At 50.2% G+C, this 22,975-nt stretch carries 18 protein-coding genes; 7 read left to right on the top strand and 11 right to left on the bottom strand.

All coding sequences use genetic code 11. From position 1 onward, the window contains the following. Nucleotides 1-8 precede the first annotated feature (8 nt). Nucleotides 9-1,091, top strand: a complete 1,083-nt coding sequence (locus ACDC99_RS11415; protein WP_370756776.1) for a C1 family peptidase — start codon at nt 9-11, stop codon at nt 1,089-1,091. A 614-nt stretch (nt 1,092-1,705) separates the two neighbouring features. Here ACDC99_RS11415 and rnc read toward each other — a convergent pair. From rnc to ACDC99_RS11395, 4 genes are all read right to left on the bottom strand, one after another. Further along, nucleotides 1,706-2,725, bottom strand: coding sequence for a ribonuclease III (rnc, locus tag ACDC99_RS11410; RefSeq protein WP_287071668.1), 1,020 nt, complete (start codon nt 2,723-2,725; stop codon nt 1,706-1,708). Continuing rightward, nucleotides 2,718-3,980, bottom strand: a complete 1,263-nt coding sequence (fabF, locus tag ACDC99_RS11405; protein ID WP_022316715.1) for a beta-ketoacyl-ACP synthase II — start codon at nt 3,978-3,980, stop codon at nt 2,718-2,720. Before fabF ends, rnc begins: the two co-directional genes overlap by 8 nt. Nucleotides 3,981-4,341: 361 nt before the next feature. Beyond that, on the bottom strand, nt 4,342-4,578 hold the full coding sequence (locus tag ACDC99_RS11400; protein WP_022316714.1) for an acyl carrier protein: 237 nt from the start codon (nt 4,576-4,578) through the stop codon (nt 4,342-4,344). Nucleotides 4,579-4,733: 155 nt separating this feature from the next. Further along, the gene (locus ACDC99_RS11395) at nt 4,734-5,759 is read right to left on the bottom strand and encodes a 4-phosphoerythronate dehydrogenase (protein WP_044065185.1); all 1,026 of its coding nucleotides are present in this window, start codon (nt 5,757-5,759) and stop codon (nt 4,734-4,736) included. Nucleotides 5,760-5,877: 118 nt separating this feature from the next. On the opposite strand from ACDC99_RS11395, the gene ACDC99_RS11390 reads away from it, so the two are divergent. Further along, nucleotides 5,878-6,486, top strand: coding sequence for a DUF4254 domain-containing protein (locus ACDC99_RS11390; RefSeq protein ID WP_022316712.1), 609 nt, complete (start codon nt 5,878-5,880; stop codon nt 6,484-6,486). 36 nt (nt 6,487-6,522) lie between these two features. After that, entirely contained in the window at nt 6,523-7,584 is a 1,062-nt protein-coding gene (locus ACDC99_RS11385) for a glycosyltransferase family 9 protein (RefSeq protein ID WP_278840941.1), read from the top strand. Nucleotides 7,585-8,117: 533 nt separating this feature from the next. On the opposite strand, the gene ACDC99_RS11380 is transcribed toward ACDC99_RS11385, so the two are convergent. Continuing rightward, the gene (locus tag ACDC99_RS11380) at nt 8,118-8,390 is read right to left on the bottom strand and encodes an HU family DNA-binding protein (protein WP_042519121.1); all 273 of its coding nucleotides are present in this window, start codon (nt 8,388-8,390) and stop codon (nt 8,118-8,120) included. Nucleotides 8,391-8,634: 244 nt separating this feature from the next. Between ACDC99_RS11380 and ACDC99_RS11375 the strand changes: the two genes are divergently transcribed. The 4 genes from ACDC99_RS11375 to ACDC99_RS11360 all read left to right on the top strand — a co-directional run bounded on the left by ACDC99_RS11375 (nt 8,635) and on the right by ACDC99_RS11360 (nt 16,133). Then, nucleotides 8,635-9,594 carry a rhomboid family intramembrane serine protease gene (locus ACDC99_RS11375; RefSeq protein WP_022316709.1) on the top strand — a complete coding sequence of 320 codons (960 nt, stop codon included), beginning with the start codon at nt 8,635-8,637 and terminating at the stop codon, nt 9,592-9,594. 4 nt (nt 9,595-9,598) lie between these two features. Continuing rightward, complete coding sequence (locus ACDC99_RS11370) at nt 9,599-10,684, top strand: endonuclease/exonuclease/phosphatase family protein (RefSeq protein ID WP_022316708.1); 1,086 nt, start codon at nt 9,599-9,601, stop codon at nt 10,682-10,684. Between the two features lie 258 nt (nt 10,685-10,942). Beyond that, a complete protein-coding gene (secDF, locus tag ACDC99_RS11365) occupies nt 10,943-13,906 on the top strand; it encodes a protein translocase subunit SecDF (RefSeq protein WP_370756929.1) in 2,964 nt (987 codons plus the stop codon). Between the two features lie 148 nt (nt 13,907-14,054). Then, a complete protein-coding gene (locus tag ACDC99_RS11360; RefSeq protein ID WP_370756775.1) occupies nt 14,055-16,133 on the top strand; it encodes a helix-hairpin-helix domain-containing protein in 2,079 nt (692 codons plus the stop codon). A 27-nt stretch (nt 16,134-16,160) separates the two neighbouring features. On the opposite strand, the gene ACDC99_RS11355 is transcribed toward ACDC99_RS11360, so the two are convergent. From ACDC99_RS11355 to ACDC99_RS11330, 6 genes are all read right to left on the bottom strand, one after another. Continuing rightward, nucleotides 16,161-17,339, bottom strand: a complete 1,179-nt coding sequence (locus tag ACDC99_RS11355) for an ATP-binding protein (RefSeq protein ID WP_042519125.1) — start codon at nt 17,337-17,339, stop codon at nt 16,161-16,163. Nucleotides 17,340-17,553: 214 nt separating this feature from the next. Beyond that, nucleotides 17,554-18,393 carry a glutamate racemase gene (gene murI / locus ACDC99_RS11350; RefSeq protein ID WP_022316704.1) on the bottom strand — a complete coding sequence of 280 codons (840 nt, stop codon included), beginning with the start codon at nt 18,391-18,393 and terminating at the stop codon, nt 17,554-17,556. A gap of 79 nt (nt 18,394-18,472) precedes the next feature. After that, nucleotides 18,473-18,976 carry an OmpH/Skp family outer membrane protein gene (locus ACDC99_RS11345; RefSeq protein WP_022316703.1) on the bottom strand — a complete coding sequence of 168 codons (504 nt, stop codon included), beginning with the start codon at nt 18,974-18,976 and terminating at the stop codon, nt 18,473-18,475. Nucleotides 18,977-19,152: 176 nt separating this feature from the next. Continuing rightward, nucleotides 19,153-19,653 (bottom strand): OmpH/Skp family outer membrane protein, encoded by a 501-nt coding sequence (locus ACDC99_RS11340; protein ID WP_042519127.1) that lies wholly within the window; start codon nt 19,651-19,653, stop codon nt 19,153-19,155. A 112-nt stretch (nt 19,654-19,765) separates the two neighbouring features. Then, nucleotides 19,766-20,281: an OmpH/Skp family outer membrane protein gene (locus tag ACDC99_RS11335; protein WP_022316701.1), complete on the bottom strand. Its 516-nt coding sequence runs from the start codon at nt 20,279-20,281 to the stop codon at nt 19,766-19,768. Between the two features lie 27 nt (nt 20,282-20,308). Continuing rightward, nucleotides 20,309-22,930, bottom strand: a complete 2,622-nt coding sequence (locus ACDC99_RS11330) for a BamA/OMP85 family outer membrane protein (RefSeq protein ID WP_044080386.1) — start codon at nt 22,928-22,930, stop codon at nt 20,309-20,311. Between the last annotated feature and the right edge of the window lie 45 nt (nt 22,931-22,975).

Here is a 22,975-nt window from a genome sequence, read left to right as displayed (position 1 = left end):
AGAATGCCATGTACAAAGACATCAAGAAAAGAACAAACGCAAATATAGCCATGATGCTCACCATCGCCCTGGCAGCGGTGGTGATGACAGCATGCGACGAAACCGAGAAAAAGACGATGCTGAATCCGATGAAATTCCGCACGGAGGTGAGGCTCGGCATGACACCCGTGAAAGACCAGGGACACAGTTCGCTATGCTGGGCATACGCCATGCTTGCCACGATAGAGACGGAACATATCCAGAGGGGCGACTCGGTGAACCTCTCTGTGGCTTATGTGGCACGAAATTTCATGAAGGAACAGGCGGACAGGTATTATCTGAGCCACGGCAGCAGCGACATAACGCTCCGCGGAACGATGCCGCAGCTGGTGAGACTGATACAGACCTACGGACTGATGCCCTACGACTCCTACCACACGGACGCCAACATGAATGTGGCGGCACGCAAACTGCGGTCTACACTCGTGGCACAGGTCGGCAGGGGATCGGGACTTGTAAAAGCCCGACAGGCTGCCGACAACGTGCTCGACGGCAGCATCAATCCGCTGCCCAAGCATGTGTATATGCTGGGAATGGAATATACGCCGCTGGAGTTTGCGCATAGCGTGTGTATGCCCGACGAATATATGGCGTTCACCAGCTTCACCCACGAACCGATGAACAAGAAGGTGGCATTGAAGTTGACTGACAACTACAACGACGAACGCTTCGTCAACCTGCCTATCGACAGACTGATGGAACTGATGGAGAAGTCTGTCAGGTCTGGCCATCCCGTATGTTGGGAGGGCGACATCAGTGAACGGGGATTCTCATTCGCCGACGGTGTGGCAGATGTGCCGCTGGCAAAGCGCAACTGCTCGCAGGCGATGAGACAGAGGGAGTTTGACACTTTCCGCACCACCGACGACCACTGCATGGCAATAATCGGCATTGCCCGCGACAAGGAAGACAGGAAGTATTTCATCTGCAAGAACTCGTGGGGTACGGAGAATCCGTATGGCGGACTGATGTATATGTCGTTCGACTATGTGCGGCTGAAGACCATCGCCGTAATGCTCAACAACATCGTTCTGCCGGCTATGGAAGACTGATGACAGAGGGCTACGGATACAGGCTGCCTGTATCTCCCTAATAGTCCTTTGCCAGCCACGTTGCAAAAGATCTTCCCGCTACAAATGGATTGAGTATTACAGATGTGTCCATATCATGCTGCTTTTTAACCCAAAACGGTCATTAGGCCGTTCAATGTATTATTTTAATACTGCTTGCAGTCTTTTGATTTTTATAAGGCGTCTTTCGTCTGTTTTTAATTCGCAATAGCCCGCTATTACTCATTAAAAGCCAAACAAAATCCATCCTTCTAAAAAACAAAATCCAAGCAAGCCCTAACGACCGATTCGGGTTTAATGAAAAAACTATCCTCTATTTTGTTTTATTGCAAATAAAATAATTATAATCGCAATAAAGAAATATCTGAAGGTAAAAATACCAAAACAGTCTTCTGAGCATCAGATTGAAGTCTGGGGGTATTCCAGACGACGGCACATGGTTTTTCTCTCCAAAAATCAATGTCCTAATGATTGATTTGGGATATGCAAATACGGGAAGAGAGCGTACGTTATGGTTTCGTACGCTCTCTTCCCGTATTTGCGCTGCATGCGGCTGTGCCCTGATACACACAGGGGGTATGCCGGTTGTGAGAATCTTATTCTTTGTATGCCTCTGCCATTGAAGCCGCGATGATATCCTCTGAAGTGACTTCCTTGGGAGTGGCCTGGATGTCGGAGAAATCAAACTCGTCGGCCTCCTTCTTCTCTTTTACGACCACCTTCTTCTCCTCCACCTTGTCTGAATATACAGGGGCTGTGCCCTCGTCCTTCGCCTGAGGAATTATGAAGTCGGTCTTCTGCTCCGTATCGGGCACGGTGAGCACCGGTGCCTCTTCCATCTTGGTGCGGTTGCCCTTGGCGGTGAACACGGCGTCGATGAACTGCGGCTTGCGTTTCAGCTGCTGCAGCGTTATCTTGCTGGCGAGCTGCTGGCTCTCCTTCTTGGAATAGCCTTCGCCTACGCCGCCCTCAAGACCCTCTATGAGCACCTGGTATTTGAATATAGGACTGTTTTTGCCCTCGCGGCTCTGCTCCAGAAGCTTGAAGTCGAGTTTCACCTTGTTTTTCTGACACCATTCTATGAGCTTGCTCTTGAAGTTTATCTCCTTGTATGCCACCTTGTCGATGTTGATGAGCTGTGATAGTATGCGCTTCTCCATGAATCGCATGCAAGCCTCGTAGCCTCTGTCGAGATACATCGCTCCCACAAGGGCCTCAAACGCATTCCCACCCATGTAGCTGTTGTGGGAGGGAGTATGTTTGCCGAATTTTATCAGTTGGGTGATGCCCATCTCGGTGGCGAGACGGTTCAGAGTGTCGCGCTGCACTATCTTGCTGCGTGTGCTTGTGAGGAAGCCTTCGCGCTTTCCCTCGAAGTGGCGGTATACGATGTCGCCAACGATAGCGTCGAGGATAGCGTCGCCAAGAAATTCGAGGCGCTCATTGTTCAGTGGCTTTCCTTTCTCGTTGCGCCTGGTCACACTCTTGTGCATCAGGGCGAGCTTGTAGAATTGTATCCTGTGTGGGTAGAAACCGAAGATTTCGTAAAGAGCCGCACGAAGCTCCTTGTCCTTGCTGAAAGGAAGCCTCATGCGGTCAATGAAATTATTAATCATCATACTTCTTGAAGATTACGCAAGCGTTATGTCCGCCGAAGCCGAACGTATTGCTGAGGGCAGCGCGTACGGTACGCTTCTGCGCCTTGTTGAAGGTAAAGTTCAAGTTGTAGTCGATGTTCTCGTCCTTGTCGTCCTCCTCGTGGTTGATAGTAGGAGGAATGATGTCGTTCTTGACAGCCAATACAGACACGAGGGCCTCAACGGCACCGGCAGCGCCGAGCAGGTGGCCAGTCATAGACTTGGTAGAGCTGATATTCAGCTTGTAAGCGTGCTCACCGAAGAGCTTCTGTATAGCCTTCACCTCTGAAACGTCGCCCACAGGTGTTGATGTGCCATGTACGTTGATATAGTCGATGTCCTCTGGTGTCATGCCAGCGTCCTTGAGAGCATTCTGCATCACGAGACATGCACCGAGACCCTCAGGATGAGAAGCGGTGATGTGGTATGCGTCGGCACTCATGCCCTCGCCCACCATCTCGGCGTAGATCTTGGCGCCACGCGCCTTGGCGTGCTCCAGTTCCTCAAGGATAAGGCATCCAGCACCTTCACCCATGATGAATCCGTCGCGGCTTGCGCTGAATGGACGTGAAGCGTGCTCCGGATCGTCGTTGCGTGTAGAAAGGGCGTGCATGGCGTTGAAACCGCCTACGCCACAAGCGCAGATGGCAGCCTCTGCTCCACCGGCAACGATAGCATCTGCCTTGCCAAGACGGATGAGGTTGAATGCGTCAGCCAGAGCGTTGGTTGAAGAAGCGCAGGCTGATGTAGTGGCATAGTTAGGTCCGTGGAAACCGTAGCGGATGGAAATCTGTCCGGCTGCGATGTCGGAAATCATCTTAGGGATGAAGAACGGGTTAAACTTCGGACCATTCTCCTGATGTGTGGCATAGTAGCCCACCTCGTCCTCGAATGTCTTGATACCGCCGATACCTACACCATAGACAACACCGATGCGGTTCTTGTCTACGCTCTCCAGATCCATCTTGCTGTCTTCAACAGCCTGTACTGCAGAAGCCATGGCGAGCTGAGCGTAGCGGTCCATCTTGCGGGCTTCCTTGCGGTCGATATAGTCGTTGACGTTGAATCCCTTCACCTCGCAAGCGAACTGTGTCTTGAACTGGGATGCGTCGAAATGTGTGATAGGAGCGGCTCCGCTTACGCCTTCGAGAAGGTTTTTCCAAGTTTCCTCAGGATTGTTTCCCACTGGTGTAACGGCACCGAGTCCTGTTACTACTACTCTTTTTAATTCCATATTTCAATTGTTTTATTTTTAAGGTTGACGAACGTCGGGATGACGAGAAGACAATTGGAAACTATATGACTGCTCGTTTTTCCGGCCAACACACAAAGCCGTTGACTCGCTATCTTAATGGTCATGAATTTATAGACATGAGACTTCTGCCCCGCAATTCGAAAACCCGTTGATTCACTGACATTTTGACTTTCAGATCAGCAAGCCCTATGACGGCATAATTTGCCTGTCCTTCCGCTTGCACCCGCCAACTTGCCAACTTATCAACTTTAATAGAAAAAAAAGTGAAAGAAGTGAAGTGAGATCCATAGACCGGTCTCATCTCACTTCTTTCACCTTCGATTTATATCACTTCTGATAATTATTTTGCGTTCTCCTCGATGTAAGCGATAGCGTCGCCTACAGTAGCGATTGACTCAGACTTGTCATCTGGGATAGTGATGTTGAACTCCTTCTCAAACTCCATGATGAGCTCTACTGTATCGAGAGAGTCAGCACCGAGGTCTGTTGTGAAGCTTGCTTCTGGCTTAACTTCAGCCTCATCAACACCAAGTTTGTCTACGATGATAGCTCTTACTTTTGATTCAATTTCTGACATAATAGTTAATGTTTTTAAAGTGTTTAAATTATATTCAATTTCGTAAATCGGGTGCAAAGGAACGCATTTTTTATAACTTGTGCAAATAAATTCAACAAAAAAGCACTTTCTTTTGCACACAGAGGGTATAACTGTGCAGAAAATAGCGTGTTTTGTTACAATTTTTCTCTTCTTAAAGGATAATTTCCACGCAATTCCTCAAATTTCTCAGGAGCGTTTTTGAGTCGCCGGCTGTCTTCCAGAGGATTATAGAGTGCGAGTTTCGTGTCGTCTTCACTGTCGCCTGCCTTGAAACCGTCTGGCAGAGAAGGCGGAAGGATATGCCATCGGTTCTCTATCCCGAAGTGGCGGCACAGGCCCTCAATCACCATATTGTCGGCGTTCGTCTTGCCGTCGGCGCTGTATCCGGCGATGTGGGGCGTACCTATATATACCTTATTTAATAATGCGAGGGAGATGTCGGGTTCTCCCTCCCATGTGTCGATGACGGCATCCTTCACCATCCCCTTGTCCAGGGCAGCGAGCAAGGCTCCGTTGTCTACCACACCGCCTCGGCTCGTGTTTATTATCACCGGACACTTGGCAAGTCTGCCGAAGAAAGCCTCATCGGCAAGATGGAAAGTGGGATGGTTTCCGCCCTTAGTGAGTGGCACGTGGAAAGTTATGACGCTGCATTCTCTTTCTATCTGCCGCATGTCAACGAAATGTTCTGCCGTGCTGCCGCCGTCGCCAAGCGGTGGGTCGCACACGAGCACCTTGAAGCCCATGGCGCGTGCCTCTGCCACCACCTTGCTGCCTACATGACCGTAGCCCACAACACCGACGATGTCTTTCTCTGGCGATATGCCCTTTTCGCGGCACAGCAGGATGAGGGTAGAACGCAGATATTGCGCCACGCTGCCGGAGTTGCATCCCGGACAGTTCATCCAGCTTATCCCTGCCTTCTGCATGTATTCTGTGTCAATGTGGTCGTAGCCGATGGTGGCGGTGGCAACGAACTGCACCTTGCTCCCCTGCAGCAGTTTCTCGTCGCAGCATGTCCTAGTTCTCACTATCAGTGCATCAGCGTCCTCAACGTCGCCGGCAGATATGTCGGCACCCTTCAAATAGGTAACGTCTGGGCTTATCTCACCAAGCGTCTCCCTAATATACGGAATCTTGTCGTCAACAATAATCTTCATGATTCATAAAACCTTTAATGTTGCCTTTATAACCTCGTGATGGGTTATTTATTGTGTTTTAGTTGGTCATATAAAATTATTTTATTAGATTTGCCACAAATTTAAACAACGTAAAGTCATGACATTCTCACAACTATGTAACAAGGTGTTCAATCTGGCTATCAACGACTACCATGTGAAAGACAATGTTGACACACAGATAAACAACCCGTACGACCGCGATTCCATTGAGAACCGCCTCTATCTGAAGTGCTGGATAGACACGGTGCAGTGGCATCTCGAGGACATCATCCGCGACCCGCACATCGACCCCGTAGAGGCTCTCAACCTGAAGCGCCGCATCGACAGGAGCAACCAGGACCGCACGGACCTCGTGGAGCAGATTGACAGTTATTTCCGCATGATATACAATGACGTGAAGCCCTTGGCTGACGCCACCATCAATACGGAAAGTCCGGCATGGGCAGTTGACCGCCTCTCTATCCTCGCCCTCAAGATATACCACATGAAGGAGCAGGTGGACCGCAGCGACGCATCCGATGAGCATATCGACAAGTGCCAGAAGAAGCTCAACGTGCTGCTGGAGCAGCAGGTAGACCTCGGCACTGCCATAGACCAACTTCTCGACGACATAAAGGCGGGAAGGAAATACATGAAGGTGTACAGACAGATGAAGATGTACAACGACCCTTCTACTAACCCTATCCTCTACGCAAACAAGAAATAAGGCGGGAGCCCACGCTCCGCAGCCTTCTGCACACGAATGAAAACCGACCATATACTGGTAATAAGATTCTCGGCTATGGGCGACGTCGCAATGACGGTCCCCGTAGTCTATTCACTGGCCAAGCAGTATCCTGACGTCAGGATTACGATGCTTAGCCAGAAATTCGCGCGCCCGTTCTTCGAGCACATGCCACACAACGTGGGGTTTATGGAAGCTGACCTCAAGAACGAGTACCATGGAGTGAAGGGGCTGAACGCCCTTTACCGCCGGCTGATGGCAAAGAACTTCACCGCCATCGCCGACCTGCACAGCGTGCTGCGGTCGAAATATCTGCGCATGAGGTTCAATATCGACCGTTTCAAAGTGGCACATATCAACAAGCATAGAGCCGGACGACGTGCCATCACGGCGATGGAGAACAAGCAGCTCGTGCAACAGCCCACACCATTCAGCAACTATGCCGACGTATTCGCACAGCTGGGCTATCCGGTGAAAGTGGAGTTTGAATCCATCTTTGCCGACGGCGGCAACGAACTCTCGCAGCTCTCCGAACCGTTCAACGTGAAGCCGGAGGAACAGCAGTGGATAGGAGTGGCACCGTTTGCCGCCCATAAAGGCAAGATATACCCTAAGGAGCAGATGGAAAAGACGCTGACCATCATCTCCGACCGCCATCCCGACGCAAGAATACTGATGTTCGGCGGCGGCAAGTCGGAAATGGACACCATGGCGGCATGGCGCGAGCGCAACCCCCGCCTGGAGATAGCGTCCCGTGTGCTCGGCGGAATAGACAAGGAACTGATACTGATGAGCCATCTCGACGTGATGCTCTCGATGGACAGTTCGAACATGCACCTCGCATCCCTCGTTGGCACACCGGTGGTGAGCGTATGGGGAGCTACCCATCCTTACGCCGGATTCATGGGCTGGGGACAGAGCGAGAGCAATGCCGTGATGATCGACATGCCGTGCAGACCATGCAGCATCTACGGCAACAAGATATGTGCGAAGGGCGACTATCCTTGTCTGACCGGCATCACGCCGGAGCAGATTGCCGGACGGGTGGACATCGTTCTACTACAGGAGAAAAGAAAGTAAGTGACGGTGAAAAAATCACTAAACGTACCCGTTTTACGGAACTAACTAAAAAAACGCCAAAACCATCAGACCATCTGGTTTTTTGCTGTAATATTCTGACAAACAGTCAGTTGACTACCAACCGATTGTCAGCAAACTGTCTGGATGGTTTGAAGACGAGAGATAATTGTCAGGCGAAAGGGAATCAGATGAATGGAATTCGGACGACAGGAATTGCATAAGTCGGCAGAATCCTGCAAATAGGAATATGGATATTGCAATATGAACTTATTGGACAACCGCTTGGCGTAAAATCTGCCCAGCTGGGGCAAGGTGCTTGCCCCAGTTGAGAAAGCTACTTGCCCCAGTTGGGCAAGCAGCGTGCCCGTTTTTGGTTCAATTATCATGGATGACAAAGGATATATTGGAGTTGGCGTACAAGCCCTAATGACCGGCTTGGGATAAAATAAAGAAACAAAATAAGGGCTTCCCGTGGGGGAAGCCCTATTTTATTTCTTGGCAATCATGCCAAAAGCGTTGCTTTCTGAAAAAAATCAGTTCAGAGCCTCGTCGAGGTCAGCACCAGCCTTGAACTTGGCAACCTTCTTGGCTGCGATTGTAATCTTCTGCTTTGTTGCAGGGTTGATACCCTCGCGAGCTGGACGCTCGTTAACGCTGAATGTACCGAAACCGATCAAAGCCACCTTGTCACCTGCTACGAGAGCATCCTTTATTGCCGCTGTTGTAGCCTCAAGAGCCTTCTTTGCGTCAGCCTTTGTCAAACCAGCACCTTCAGCGATTTTGTCTATAAGTTCTGTCTTGTTCATAATTGATGTTTTTTATTTGATTAATAAATTTGTCGTATACATGCGTAATACGCTGGCGAAGCAAGGTTTACGCAGGAAAATGTTTCGCAAATATAGCGCAATCCTTTTTAAATTCAAATAAAAATCAGGAAAAAGTTATGAATAAGATTAAAAAAAGTGTCTTATCCCCCTCTATAATAGCATTTCACGGATATTTTTAGTACTTTTGCCACCTGAATTAATCAAATAATGACGTTTTAATATTATGCGCAATATTCCTACGATAACGAAAAACCTGTTGATAATAAATGTGCTGATGTTCGCGGCATATTTCGTCTTCTCACGACTGAATATCGACCTCAACAGTCTGCTTGGACTGCATTTCTTCCTCGTGTCAGACTTCCACCTGTACCAGCTCGTGACATACATGTTCATGCACGCCGGTCTGTCGCACATCTTCTTCAACATGTTCGCCCTATGGATGTTCGGACGCATCGTGGAGACGGTGTGGGGACCGAAGCGTTTCCTCACCTACTATCTCACCTGCGGCATCGGAGCCGGTCTGATACAGATGGTGGCACAGTTCATCTCCTTCTATCTCACGATGAAGGGAGCATATCCGGAGTTCGGCATCGGTGACGTGATGACGGCGGTGCATGCCAACGAGTTCGCACTCAACACCTGGACCACAGTGGGTGCCTCCGGAGCGATATACGGCATACTGCTGGCTTTCGGAATGCTGTTTCCGGAGGAGAGGATATTCATATTCCCGCTACCCGTGCCCATCAAGGCAAAGTGGTTCGTTGCAATATATGCCGTGCTTGAACTTTCGCTCGGCCTCGGAATGCCAGGCGACAGCGTGGCACATTTCGCACACCTCGGCGGCATGCTCTTCGGCTATCTGCTCATCCGCTATTGGCAGCGCCATCCCAACGGTGGATACGGCGGCGGTTTCTATGGTGGCGGATATGGTTCGGGCTATGGCAGCACCGGCGGCAGAAGCATTGCCGACAAACTGAAAGATTTCTTCTCACGCTTCAAGAAGCCGGGTCACGACAACTCTTCTTTCGGCGGAGGCAGCAGGGAGAGCGACTGGGACTACAACGCCCGCAAGAACAAGGAACAGGAGGAGATAGACCATATCCTCGACAAGATACGCAAGAGCGGATACGACAGTCTGAGCGAAAAGGAAAAGAGGAAACTCTTTGAAAACGGCAAGAAATAAGCGGATGGACAAAGTCAAGAAGTTCACTATGCACATGCTGGCGGCAGCGAGTGCCGTCACGGTATGCGTGATGTTGGCCGTGGGATACAGCTACAAGCTGAACCCCGTGGAGCACCCCCTCTTTGCCAATGTCGGACTTGTCTTCCCCATATTCCTACTCATAAACGGCGGCTTCCTCGTATTGTTTCTGCTCACATGGAAGCGCCTCACGCTCATACCGTTAGCGGGATACGTATTGTGCTACATTCCGGCACATTTCTATTCACCACTCAACATGCTGCATTCCACTCCCGACGGCGCCATAAAGGTGATGTCGTACAACGTGTATATGTTCCACAACGGCGACTCGGCAAGCATACAGAAGATAGCCGACTACGTGAACGGCAGCGGTGCCTCCATAGTCTGCATGCAGGAGGCGGCGTTTTCTGATGTCATACGCGACGCCTTCAAGAAGGAATACGAATACATCGACACCATGCGCAACGGCGTGAACGGCGAGGTGCAGATAGTGCTGAGCAAATTCCCCATACTGTCGAAGACGCGCATCAACCCCGAACTCTCCGGCTGCATGTGCGGAGCCTACGAGGTGCTTATCGACGGCGACCGCACCACAGTGATAAACTGCCACTTCGAGACATCGGGCCTCACCCTGGAAGAGCGCAGCGAGTTCCGCAATATCGTGAAGGGAGACTGGGAGAACCGTTCCGTACGCCAGGACTCCAAGCGCATGATAGTGCGTCTGGGCGAAGCAGCCAAGCGCAGGGTGCCTCAGGTGGAAGGTGTCATCAGATATATAGAAAGCCGCAAGGGAGAACCTATCCTCCTCTTCGGCGACTTCAACGACACCCCCATCTCATATTGCCACCATCTGCTCGCCAGAACCCTCACCGACTGCTACGTGACGACAGCCAACGGTCCCGGCATATCCTATCACTACAACCGTATCTACGTGCGCATCGACAACGTGATGTGCTCCAACGACTGGCACCCCTACAACTTCACCGTAGACAGGAGCATCAATGTCTCCGACCACTATCCTCTGTGGGGATTTGTAAAGAAATCTCTGCATAATGATAAAAAAACACACTGACAGTTTAAGAAGTTTAAAAAAAATCAGTATCTTTGCACGCTATGTAGGGCTGTATTGTGCTTTCTCACACGGAAACCATCATGCCCCGACAAGAAACTTCACGTATCAAAGCCTCGGGGAGCCCCTGCGGAGTCCCGCTTCAGAGCAGCAAGGCAATGATGCAGGATATATCTGAAAAACTATAATTAAATCAATAAAAACAAAATGCAAAACAAAGGAATTGTAATTGTACTGGCAGTCTTGATGACCCTTGCAAGCATCTTCTATTTGTCTTTCTCCGTTGCCACAAACTATTATGACAGCGAGGCAGCAAAGATAAAAGATCCTATTGCTCAGCAGGATTACAAAGACTCAGTGAAGTACCTCGGCATTTATTCCTACCAGAGATGTCTCGAAACCCAGATCGGTCTGGGTCTTGACTTGAAGGGCGGTATGAATGTTATCTTGGAGATTTCCGTTCCGGACGTAGTGGAGACACTGGCTGACCACAAGACAGACGCTGCCTTCGTGAAGTCTATGGAACAGGCTAAGAAGGAGGAAGAGACAAGTCAGAGCGACTTCATCTCTCTCTTCATCAAGTATTATCGTCAGAACGCACCTGGCCACCGCCTGGCAGAAATCTTTGCCACACAGCAGCTCAAGGGACAGGTAAGCACCCAGAGCTCCGACAAGGAGGTGGAGAAGGCTCTCCGCTCACAGGTGCAGTCGGCTATCGACAACTCATACAACGTCGTTCGCAACCGTATCGACAAGTTTGGTGTCGTACAGCCTAACATCCAGAAGCTCGAAGGCCAGGAAGGCCGCATCATGGTGGAAATGCCTGGTGTTCGTGAGCCTGAGCGTGTGCGCAAGCTCCTCCAGGGTAGCGCAAACCTTGAATTCTGGGAGACATACAACAGCGAGGAAATCACTCCTTACCTGCGCCAGCTCGACCAGACAATGGCTAACGGCGGCGAGGTGAAGAAAGACACCGCTGCCACTGAGAAGAAGAACGACGCTGCCGAGAAGGCTGAGGTTGCCGAGAAGACTTCTCCTGCAAAGCTCAAGGTCAACGCCAACAAGAACAGCGCTGCCAAGGCTGCTGCAAGCTCTGAGAGCGCACAGATGGCACAGGCAAAGAAGACAAATCCGCTTCTCGCAGTTCTGCAGCTCGCGCCACGGGGTTCTCTCAGCGTTGTTGGTTATGCCAACGTGCGCGACACTGCTGCCGTGAACAAGATTATCTATTCTGCTGCCGCAAAGCAGGTTCTGCCTTCTGACCTCAAGCTCCTTTGGGGTGCGAAGCCGGCTGACGGACTTTCTGTAAAGAACGTTTATGAGCTTTATGCACTGAAGGTTACACAGAGCAACGGCCATGCTCCTCTCGAAGGTGACGTGATCACCTACGCCAAGGATGAGTTCGACCAGATGAGCAACCGTCCAAGCGTAAGTATGTCGATGAACTCTGACGGTGCACGCCGCTGGGCAGAGATGACAAAGGCAAACATCAACAAGGCTATCGCCATCGTTCTCGACGGTGCCGTATATAGCGCACCTCGCGTAAACGGTGAGATTTCAGGCGGTAACTCTCAGATTACAGGTAACTTCACCATTGAGGACACCAAGGACTTGGCAAACACTCTGAAGTCCGGACGTATGCCTGCTCCGGCACGTATCGTGCAGGAAGACGTGGTTGGTCCTACACTCGGTGCACAGTCAATCCAGCAGGGTCTCATCTCATTCGCCGTGGCGTTCATCCTCTTGATGCTCTACATGGTTCTCATGTATGACTTCATCCCTGGTATGATGGCAAACTTCGCTTTGCTCGTCAACCTCTTCTTCACACTCGGAATCCTGACGTCGTTCCAGGCGGCGCTTACGATGCCTGGTATCGCCGGTATCGTATTGACACTCGGTATGGCGGTCGACGCTAACGTGCTTATCTATGAACGTACGAAGGAGGAGCTTCGCAAGGGCAAGGCTCTGCGTGAGGCTATCAAGGCTGGTTACGGAAATGCCTTCTCGGCTATCTTCGACTCCAACCTCACCTCTATCATCACTGGTGTTATCCTGTTCGTATTCGGTACAGGTCCTGTACGTGGATTCGCCACTACTCTTATCATCGGTATCTGCTGCTCATTCTTCACCGCAGTATACCTCACACGCCTCGTTTACGAAAACCGCCTGGCTAAGGACAAGTGGCTGAAACAGAACTTCACCACACGTCTCTCCCGCAACTTCTTGCAGAACAACCACGTGGGCTTCATGAACATGTATAAGAAGACCTTCACAATAGTTGGTATTCTCATTGCAGTATTCGTGGTTAGCTTCTTCGTTCGCGGCTTGAGCAAGAGCATCGACTTCACCGGTGGTCGCAACTACGTTGTGAAACTGGAGAAGGCTGTTGAGCCGGAGGATGTGTCAAGAGCTCTGCAGACCTCGTTCCCTAACAGTTCTGTAAGCGCATTGGCATTGGGTACTGACCACAAGACAATCCGTATCTCTACCAACTACAAGATAGAGTCTAACAGCCCTACAATCGACGACGAGGTAGAGGAAATCCTCTTCAAGGCGTTGAGCAAGGAGGGTATGGTAACCCAGAAGAGCGTAGAGGCTTTCAAGAATCCTGACGTGCGTGCCGGTGGTTCTATCATCAGCAGTGCAAAGGTAGGTCCGTCGGTGGCTAAGGATATCACATACGGTGCTATCATCAGCGTCATCTTCGCCCTCATCGCCATCTTCCTCTACATTCTGTTGCGTTTCCGCAACTTGGCATTCTCTCTCGGAGCCAGCGTTGCCCTCGCAATCGATACTGTAGTGGTATTGGGCTTCTACTCACTCCTGTGGAACGTCGTTCCTTTCTCTCTCGAGATCGACCAGACGTTCATCGGAGCTATCCTTACCGTTATCGGTTACTCTATCAACGATAAGGTTGTGGTATTCGACCGTATCCGCGAGAACCTCGGCCTCTACAAGAAGCGCGACTTCTTCACGATATTCAACAACTCTCTGAATGAGACACTGGCCCGTACCGTGAACACCTCTCTCACTACATTGATCGTGTTGCTCTGTATCTTCATCCTCGGTGGTGACAACATCCGCAGCTTCGCGTTCGCAATGATTCTCGGTGTGATATTCGGTACTCTCTCATCTATCTTCGTTGCTGCTCCTATTGCCTACATGACATTGAGCCGCCGCGACAAAGGTCAGCGTGGAGACAAGGCTATCGAAGAGATGGCATAACGGCATCTCTCTGAAATAAGAACCTATCAGCATCACCCATGATCCGGAAGGATTGTGGGTGATGTTTTTTTTTGAGAAATAATCAAGCCCGACCTCTTTGTCCGTTTTTTTCATTACCTTTGTATCATACAAGCTGAAAAGCAACATATTGAATATAATCACAATTCTAATACCATACCGCAACATGCTCACAAACGCAAGGTTTATATCAATAATCCGTAGGTACGGGATGCTTGTCATTCTGTTTCTCGCCGTTTCTCTCTGCTCATCGGCACAAGAGGAGGCTACATCACAGCAACACACCTGGCAGGCGATTATAGGCGAAATGATGGACGACAGCGACGAGGATGTGGCGCAGTGGGAATCCATGTACGATGCGCTGTGCGACCTCGAACAGTCGCCGGTTGACATCAACCACGCCACCCGCGAGGACCTTGAGCGCATACCATTCCTCAGCGATGACGAGGTGGCTGACATCCTGGAATATATATACCGAAACCAGGAGATGAAAACCACAGCCGAACTCGCCATGATACGGTCTCTGACATTCACCAACCGACGGCTGTTGCCATACTTCATAGTGATAACTCCCGTGGAGAAGCGCAGCTCACTGACGCTCAAAAACATCATCAAATACGGTGAGAACATCCTCACCGCCACCGGCAACATTCCTCTCTACGAGCGGAAAGGTGACAAAAACGGGTATATGGGATATAAATACCGCCACAGCATTCGCTACGAATACCGCTATACCGACAATTTCAGACTGGGCATCGTGGGAGCGCAGGATGCCGGCGAACCGTTTTTCTCTGGCCGCAACAGCATGGGCTACGACTTCTATTCATATTATCTCTCTATAAGGAAACTCGGACGCCTCAAGGCTCTCACTCTCGGACGCTACAAGGTGAAGATGGGAATGGGATTGCTCGTGAACAATGATTTCTCGATAGGAAAGACCACCTCAATGGCTTCTTTCAACAAGACGGGGACTGCTATCCGTCCGCATTCCTCACGGTCATCCGGCAACTATATGCAGGGCGGTGCCGCCACGGTGAGGATTTCTCCATGTCTCGATCTCACTGCTTTCGTATCATACCGGTATATCGACGCCACGCTGAACAACGACGACGGTTCTATAGCCACGATACTGAAGACTGGATACCACCGCACGGAGACGGAGATGAAGAAGAAAAACAACGCTTCGCAGTTTGCCGCCGGAGCGAACCTCTCGTTCATGAAGTCGCATTTCGTTGGCGGCGTGTCGGCATACTACACGAGCCTCGACAAGCGCCTCAGCCCAAACACCAATTCGCTTTACCGCAGATATTATCCCCATGGCGAACGTTTCTATGGCATGAGCGTAGACTATGGCTACCGCAGCGGACTGTTCTCCTTCAGGGGAGAAACAGCAACGGGAAGCAGCCACGCATGGGCTACGATAAACACGATGTCATACCGCCTGGCGTCTAATTTCACCATGCGCCTCGTGCAGAGATATTATTCATACAAGTATTATTCGCTCTTCTCTCAAAGCTACAGCGACGGAGGAAGAGTGCAAAACGAAAGCGGAGTGTATGTGGGGGCTGACTGGAAGCCCTTTGGCGGTCTGCTGCTGAGCTATTACGCCGACGCAGCTTATTTCCCGTGGGCACGGTATCAGGCATCAACGGCATCACGTTCTTTCGATAACCTGTTTTCTGCCGTTTACACCACAGGACGCCTCACGCTGACAGGGCGCTACCGGCTGAAGAAACGGCAGAAAGACAATGCCGACAAGACGGCACTGATTTACAAGACAGACCAACGTGCTCGCTTGGCGGCACTATACGATGGCGGCAGCTGGAGCATAAAGGCTCAGATAGACGGCACCACAACGGTGTTCAAAGAGCGCAGCAACGGATATATGGCTTCTCTCGGCGGTGGCACCACGGCAATACGCCGCTTCGCCATCTACGCCACATGCGGATATTTCCACACCGACGATTACTACAGCAGCATATACAGCTATGAACGCGGCATGCTTTATGATTTCTCCTTCCCGTCGTATTACGGCGAAGGAATCCGCTATGCGCTCATCATGAAGTATATGCCCACCAAGCGTCTATACGTGATGGCAAAGGCTGGCACGACAACGTATTTCGACCGTTCGCAAGTGGGAACGGCACTGCAGCAGGTGGATGCATCATCTCTCACCGACATACAGTTGCAGCTGCGTTGGAAATTCTGAAATAATTTGGAGTTCCACAGATTGGAATCAATACAATAGTCCGAAACTCCATAACGGGAGTATATCACCATTTGCATATTCCATATCATCCCTCACCACAAAAGCATTTTCAACATCCCTTATTTGGCGGTGGCTTTTCTTTGCTCCTCCAATCTCAAAAGTATATTTACCTATGGCGAAGTCTGATACCTTGGAAGATGTAACATCACATGCCAGACGGGTCTGGTTGTAAAAGAACGTTTCCCTGACATTACCTATGTTGGCATTCTCGCCAGATATGGCATATATCAGATTGGTGTTGTCAAGATAAACCTTTTCCACCTTTCCCAAGCCTCTCATTCCGCCTGTCTCATCGCGCAACTGACCTATCATACCTGCCTTTTCCATATATAGCAGATAAGTAGGGATATCATTTCTGCTCACCTTTATTTCATTTGCCAGACCTGTAGCCTCCGGCTTGTAAGGCACATTACCGGCTATGATCGTCAGCATCCTACGTAATTTCTTACCCGTAGCTGGCGACATATTAGCAAACTGTGGTATGTCTACTTCCATAGTAAGGCGAACCACCTGTTGCAGTCTCTGCTGCACATAGCCTTCTTCTGCGAATGGATAATAGCCTTCACGCAAATACTTGTTGAACAATGGTATGGGATGGAGAATGCCTTCGATACGTGTATTGCCATCCAACACATCCTCAAGACTCCTGACTGGTGTCTTGATGCCATGAAACAATTCGAGGTATTCACGGAAAGACAGCCCCTGCATATCAAACAGTAATGCACGCCGACTCAAATCGGCTTCACCCTCAAGAATATCAAGTACTGAAGAACCAGTAAAGAATATATGCAGCTCTGGATGGGAATCATAAATCTGCTTCAATTCTCTCGACCAGCCGTCATATTTATGAACTTCGTCTATAAACAGCCATTTACCACCTTCTCTAACAAACTCGTCAGCTGTATCCACAAAGGTATGGGTGGTGAAATAACTGTGATCTGCCGATATGTAGAGAGTTTGTTGCTGATCTGCCTCTGCCATCTCCTTGATTCGCTGCAGTATCATTGTTGACTTACCGACACCACGCGGTCCCATCAACCCTACGAGCCTTGCCTCCCAAGGCAACTTCTCATACATATAGCGTTTGAAGTCTAAACTTACAAGACTTAACTGTTCGTTCATGAAGTTAACAAGTGTAATATCCATATCCGTATTATTTTTATACCGCCGAAGTTGGTTCCATAATAAAGTTTGCACTCTCCAAAGTGCATATAATACCACAAAATGCACCTTCAAAGGTGCACTTAATTACAAGAAATGCACCTTCAAAGGTGCATATTCTGGATTCATCTGCACTTTCCAAGGTGCAAACATAAGATTTTAAAATGGGAAAAGCAAGAAAATCGGGAGAAATTGTTGTTTATCCCAACACGACACGCTCCACATCGATATCCTCGTTGAGGAAGAGCTGTGCTGACTCACGAAACTTCTCTGCACTCTCTGTGGTGAGATAATGGCAGGTGCCGTGCTTGGAGCAGCGCATATCCATCTCAGGATGGCGCATGAGATAGTCTTTCAGACTGTTGGCGACGTATTCGCCCTGCGGCACGATGCGCACACCACGCGGCACATACTTCAGAATCTTGTTCAGAAGTAGCGGATAATGGGTGCAGCCGAGGATGATGGAGTCTATCTGCGGGTCGCGGCGCATCAGATTGCCGATGCGCTTTTCCACGAAATAGTCGGCACCTGGACTGTCATATTCGTTGTTTTCTATCAGCGGCACCCACATGGGGCATGGCTCTCCCGTCACGGTGATGTCGGGATAGAGCTTGTGTATCTCCATCACATAGCTCTCGCTCTTGATGGTTCCGGCGGTAGCAACGATGCCCACGTGGCGCGACTGCGTGATGCTGCCGATACATTCCGCCGTGGGACGTATCACGCCGAGCACACGGCGGTTGGGGTCTATCTGCGGCAGGTCATTCTGCTGTATCGACCGCAAGGCTTTGGCGGAGGCGGTGTTGCAGGCGAGGATGACGAGATGGCATCCCATGCTGAACAGTTTCTCCACTGCCTCACGAGTGAACTGATATACGATGTCGAACGACCGCGGACCATACGGAGCACGGGCGTTGTCGCCGAGATAGAGATAGTCGTACTGCGGCAGCAGCTGACGCATCTGATGAAGGATGGTCAGTCCGCCATAGCCGGAATCGAACACTCCGATAGGACCTGTTTTACCTGTAGATTCAATCATAGTAGTATGATGTTTATATGATTGCAAACCATAGTTGTTACGCAATTGTTCCCAATCAGTCTTATGGACCGGTTGGGGATTATTTCAGTGCGTCAGCGATTATCACGCTGATGTCATCGCCCTTGGTACTGTCAACATACGGGCAGGCGTCGCCGTCGGTATTCAGCACGAAGGCATAGCCACGCTCCATACCGATTTTCTTTACCGTTGCATTGAGCTTACGCTTGAGAGGAGCGAAGGCATCGTTTTCTGCCTGAGAGAGCAGACGCTTGGCTTCCTCCTTGAACTTCAGGTTCTTCTGCAACAGTTCCTGCAGCTCTGCCTGACGCTTGTCGAGGATGGCTGGAGCGAGGGTGCGCTGGTTCTCGAGAAAGTCCTCATATTTAGCGTTGAACTCGTCTTCTGCCTTCTTCAGTTCGTTGTCATACTGGTTGCGCAGCTTGTTCACATTGGTGGCAGCCAGCTCATAGTCGGGCATCGACTTGAGGGCTTCGCCATAACTGAAATAAGCGAACTTGAAATCCTGTGCCTCAGCAGCAAAAGCGAAGATGGCAACGAAGAGAAATAAGAAAATTCTTTTCATAATCTGATAGGTGTTGTTGATTTAAAGCAGAATGTGTCAAAAGCAAGGAGCGTTATAAGGCGCAGTCCTCTACTTTTGACACACTCCGTATGTAATATCTCCACGGTGACTGCCGTCTCCGGCTTCAGACTTTCGTCATCCGCCTCATTCACTGTCCACCGTATTTGCGGTCTGTATTACTTCAGCTTGTTGAGCTCAGCCTTCACGTCAGCAGTAACGTCCTTGCTGAGAGTGTCGCTGATGTATGGAATACCGCTTGAGAGGTCCATGATGTAAACATAACCGCCAGCCTTGCCAACGTTCTTGATAGCGTTCTGGAGCTTTGTAACGATAGGCTGGAGCTTCTCGTTCTGGAGCTTCTGGATAGCCTGAGCGTTATCCTGCTGAGCCTGCTGGAACTTCTGGTAGAGGTCCTGCAGAGTAGCCTCTGTCTCCTTGCGCTTGGTATCGTTCATAGTAGCCTGAGTCTTGTCATACTCCTCAGCCTTCTTCTGGATTTCTGTCTGCATCTCCTTGAGCTGGTTGTCATAGACCTTTGCCTGACCCTCAACCTCAGCGCGTGCCTTAATGAACTCTGGCAGGCTCTCCATAACGGCCTGTGCGTTGACATGTCCGAACTTCTGTGCGAATGTTGCGATAGGAGCGAACAACATCAACATTAAAATCAGTTTTTTCATTTTCGTTGTTTATTTGTTTTGTTATTAATATTATTCTTGTCTTTCCACCTTTTCTCTGTGCGGTGCAAATGTAATATGTTTTTTATTACCCACCAAATAATCCATCACTAAATCAGTTGGCTGAATATCCGAGCTTGGTAAGCACCTCATTGCTGATGTCCACCTTTGGCGAAGCGAAGATGATGCCGGTGTCTGAAGCACGGTCGAGCACGAGGGAATATCCGCGCAGCTCGCTGATGTCCTTCACGGCATTGTATATCTCCTCCTGTATAGGGGTCATCAGACTGGTGCGCTTCTTGAACAGTTCGCCTTCCGGTCCGAAATATTTCTTTTTCAGTTCGCTTGCCTCTTTCTCCTTGGCGAGGATGGCTTCCTGACGGGCTTTCTTCTGCTCCTGCGAAAGGAATACCGACTCGTTCTGATAGTTCTTGTAGAGCGTCTGCACCTCTGTGCCCATGGCGTCGACTTCTGCCTGCCATTTCTTTGCCACCTGAGAGAGCTGCTCGTTGGCACGCTCATAGGCAGGGATATTCTTGAGGATATACTCCATATCGACGAGAGCGAACTTCTGTGCGCTCATGCCCAATGCTGAAACCAGCATCACGGCGATAAACAATAGTTTCTTCATTGTGTTAATATTTTCTTTATCCATTATTTAGAACTCCTGACCGAGGATGAAGTGGAACTGCGATCCGCCTCTCTTATACGATGATCCGTTGAGCACCTTGTCGAAACCGTATGCCCAGTCGATACCCATCAGTCCCACCATCGGCAGATAGATACGCACACCGATACCGGCAGAGCGCTTCATGTCGAACGGGTTGAACTTCTTGGTGTCGCTCCAGGCGTTACCTGCCTCCACGAAGGTGAGCCCGTAGATTGTGGTGTTGCCGAGCAGGAACGGATAGCGAAGCTCCATGGTGAAGCGGTCGTAGGCATAGCTGTTGTATCCCACCGTACCGTTCTCGTATCCACGGAGTCCGATGGTCTCTTCTGCATAGCCTGAAGAGTATCCGCTCATACCGTCACCTCCCACATAGTATGTTTCGAACGGTGACTTCTTGTGCTTGTTGTATGATCCCAGGAGTCCCATCTCGGCGCGTGCCATGAGCACGAGGCACTTCTGGCCATTGGTGAGGGCAGTGAAGGTACGTGCCTTGAACTTCCATTTGTGATACTCCACCCAACGGTATTTCTCCTGCTGCTCGTCCTTGTAGTTAGGCGACTGAGGGTCGGTGGCAAGGTTGGCATAGTCTTTCTTCTGGAACTTTGACCATGGCGGAGTGATTGTCACAGAAGCCAGGAACTCTGATCCACGACGTGGGAAGAGCTGGTTGTCGGTAGATGTTCTTGAGAGCGAGAGCGAGAAGTTGAGGTTGTTACAGTTACCATCTGTCACGATGAAGTACTGCCAGTTCTTCAACATATATCTCTGGAACGACACCTCTGCCGAGAGGGTGAAGTAGTCGTCAGGCCAACGCAGGCGCTTGCCCCATCCCACTGATATTCCGAACAGCTCCACATATTTGTCTGGGTCGAGATAGTTCTCGTAGTTAAAGTTGTTTGAGCTTCCGTATCCGTAGAAGTTGTAGTAATAGTTGTTCATCAGCGCACTGCTGTAGTAGTTGCTGTTCACGTCGGTCTGCTTTGAGAAGTATGCACCGACGGTGAACTGTATCGGTCGCTTGCCTCCGAACCAGTTTGTGGAGTATGAAGCGTTATACGACTGATAGTATGAACCGTTGGTCTGGGCGCCGAGCGAGAGTGTCTCTCCGTCGCCGATAGGCATGATGCCGCGGTGCTCACGGTTTTTGTTGAACAGGTTGCGCATCGAGAAGTTGTTGAGCTTCAGTCCTACACGACCTATCACACCGGTCTGTCCCCATCCGAGCGAGAACTCCACCTGGTCGTTTGACTTCTGCACGAGGTCGTAGGAGATGTCCACGGTTCCTGTTTCGTAGTTCGGCTTCACGTCTGGCTGTATCTGCTCCGGGTCGAAATGTCCCATCGATGCGAGCTCACGGGCAGAACGCTGCAGGGCATCCTTCGAGAAGAGGTCGCCTGGCTTTGTGCGGAGCTCACGGCGTATCACGTTCTCATAGAGTCTTGTATTGCCGTTGATGCGCACTCTGCTGATATGTGCCTGCTGTCCCTCGAAGATTCTCATCTCCAGGTCGATGGAGTCGCCCACGATGTTCACCTCTGTCGGCTGCAGGTTATAGAAGAGGTATCCGTCGTTCCAGTAGTTGTTGCCCACGGCGTCCTCATCTTCGCTGAGTCGTTTGCCGAGCAGCTTCTGGTTATACACATCGCCCTTCTTCATGCCGAGCACACGGCTGAGATAGTCGGTGGTGAATACGGTGTTGCCCACCCATGTGATGTTGCGGATATAGTATTTCTTTCCTTCTGTGACTTTCAGATATATGTTCACATGCTTGGGGTCGTTTTCCCACACGCTGTCTTCCAGTATTGCGGCATCGCGGTATCCCAGCTCGTAGTATTTGTCGAGCAGCGCCTGCTTGCCTTCCTTATATCTCTCCGGCGTGAACTTGGTGGCTTTCAGGAAGCTCGACAGTTTGCCTGCCTCACGGATCTTGCCGAGGGCGCCCTTTGAGAAGAGTCCACCCTTTATCTTCTTGGTAGACAGTTGTTTGTTGCCATCGATGGTGATGTTTCTCACCTTTATCTTCTCCTTCTTGTCCACATCAACATTGAGGATGACCTGGTTCTTGTTGGAGATGTCGTCAATCTGGGTTATCGTTATCTCGGCATTGTTGAAGCCCTTGTCCTTGAAGTATTTCTCGGCGAGGGTCTTCGCTCTGTCGAGCATGTTTGGAGTTATCTGGCTGCCTTTGAGCAGTCCGAGTTTCGTCTCCATGTCTTCTCTTTCCGATTTCTTCACTCCCGTGTAGTTGATTACTGACACACGCGGACGGGTGGCAAGATAGAAATGCAGGAATATCTTGTCACCGATGATGGAGTCGGCGGCTACGGTGACCTTTGAGAAGAGTCCATGGCGCCAGTATCTTTTCACGGCGTCGGTGATTTCCTGTCCCGGCACAGATATCTCCTGTCCCACGGTGAGTCCTGAGATACCTGTCAGCATATAGTCTTCGTATCCGTCCACACCTGATACGGCGATGCCGGCGATGACGCAGTTGCGTGGTGATCCAGCGTATGTTATGTCTGGGTTTACGATCTTCTCCTGTGCACAGGCATCGGATGCCATTATCACCGCTGCTATGCACAACAGCACTTTCTTTAATAACTTATTCATCGTTGTTTATGTCGTATAATCTTTTGTCTTCTTGTTCTCCTTTTG

It is taken from the genome of Prevotella pectinovora, from assembly GCF_041323955.1.
GTDB lineage: Bacteria > Bacteroidota > Bacteroidia > Bacteroidales > Bacteroidaceae > Prevotella > Prevotella pectinovora.
The sequence above is the reverse complement of the archived record's forward strand: the minus strand, read 5'-3'. Positions and strand labels throughout refer to the sequence as shown.

What these genes read in the sequence shown, in the direction of transcription:
- ACDC99_RS11335 (WP_022316701.1), bottom strand. Translation starts at nt 20,281, where the DNA reads ATGAAGAAACTATTGTTTATCGCCGTGATGCTGGTTTCAGCATTGGGC.
- ACDC99_RS11330 (WP_044080386.1), bottom strand. Translation starts at nt 22,930, where the DNA reads ATGAATAAGTTATTAAAGAAAGTGCTGTTGTGCATAGCAGCGGTGATA.
- ACDC99_RS11375 (WP_022316709.1), top strand. Translation starts at nt 8,635, where the DNA reads ATGCGCAATATTCCTACGATAACGAAAAACCTGTTGATAATAAATGTG.
- ACDC99_RS11345 (WP_022316703.1), bottom strand. Translation starts at nt 18,976, where the DNA reads ATGAAAAGAATTTTCTTATTTCTCTTCGTTGCCATCTTCGCTTTTGCT.
- ACDC99_RS11415 (WP_370756776.1), top strand. Translation starts at nt 9, where the DNA reads ATGTACAAAGACATCAAGAAAAGAACAAACGCAAATATAGCCATGATG.
- fabF (WP_022316715.1), bottom strand. Translation starts at nt 3,980, where the DNA reads ATGGAATTAAAAAGAGTAGTAGTAACAGGACTCGGTGCCGTTACACCA.
- ACDC99_RS11400 (WP_022316714.1), bottom strand. Translation starts at nt 4,578, where the DNA reads ATGTCAGAAATTGAATCAAAAGTAAGAGCTATCATCGTAGACAAACTT.
- rnc (WP_287071668.1), bottom strand. Translation starts at nt 2,725, where the DNA reads ATGATTAATAATTTCATTGACCGCATGAGGCTTCCTTTCAGCAAGGAC.
- ACDC99_RS11395 (WP_044065185.1), bottom strand. Translation starts at nt 5,759, where the DNA reads ATGAAGATTATTGTTGACGACAAGATTCCGTATATTAGGGAGACGCTT.
- ACDC99_RS11340 (WP_042519127.1), bottom strand. Translation starts at nt 19,653, where the DNA reads ATGAAAAAACTGATTTTAATGTTGATGTTGTTCGCTCCTATCGCAACA.
- murI (WP_022316704.1), bottom strand. Translation starts at nt 18,393, where the DNA reads ATGATTGAATCTACAGGTAAAACAGGTCCTATCGGAGTGTTCGATTCC.
- ACDC99_RS11385 (WP_278840941.1), top strand. Translation starts at nt 6,523, where the DNA reads ATGAAAACCGACCATATACTGGTAATAAGATTCTCGGCTATGGGCGAC.
- ACDC99_RS11370 (WP_022316708.1), top strand. Translation starts at nt 9,599, where the DNA reads ATGGACAAAGTCAAGAAGTTCACTATGCACATGCTGGCGGCAGCGAGT.
- ACDC99_RS11380 (WP_042519121.1), bottom strand. Translation starts at nt 8,390, where the DNA reads ATGAACAAGACAGAACTTATAGACAAAATCGCTGAAGGTGCTGGTTTG.
- ACDC99_RS11355 (WP_042519125.1), bottom strand. Translation starts at nt 17,339, where the DNA reads ATGGATATTACACTTGTTAACTTCATGAACGAACAGTTAAGTCTTGTA.
- ACDC99_RS11390 (WP_022316712.1), top strand. Translation starts at nt 5,878, where the DNA reads ATGACATTCTCACAACTATGTAACAAGGTGTTCAATCTGGCTATCAAC.